The following is a 351-nucleotide window of genomic DNA, read 5'->3' as shown; positions in this document are numbered from 1 at the left end:
GTACTTTCTAACTCACCTTTACTTTGTACACTTACGTATACATTGCCTTTTGTTTTTGCGTCTTTTGCGATTTGATCAATTTCTACTTTTGCTTCTACTGCATTTTCTGCCRCTGTTGCTGTTCCTAGTTCTTTYCCTTTTGTGGCTGCGTCATATACTTTCACTACGTCGCCTGTTTTAACTCCTGTCACTGTCACTACATCTTTCACGCCCGCTTTATTATTCACTACTGTGATTGCTCCGGCCACTGGCGCTTTTGTTACTGTTTCAGATGCATACTTTACTGCCACACGTGCACTTTCTTCTTTATTCGCTTTTGTCACTGTTACGTACACTGTTCCACCTGTTGCT

Annotated in this window: 1 pseudogene; it reads right to left on the bottom strand. The window is 41.5% G+C overall.

Features of this window, described 5'->3' with window-relative positions:
- Window positions 1-323 (bottom strand): annotated as a pseudogene (locus AC1DMU_RS29830) (hypothetical protein); the annotation flags it as partial.
- Window positions 324-351: the final 28 nt, after the last annotated feature.

The sequence above is a fragment of the Bacillus sp. 01N45 genome, assembly GCF_056399205.1.
Note: the sequence above shows the minus strand (reverse complement) of the source record. Positions and strands in the feature narration are given on the sequence as shown.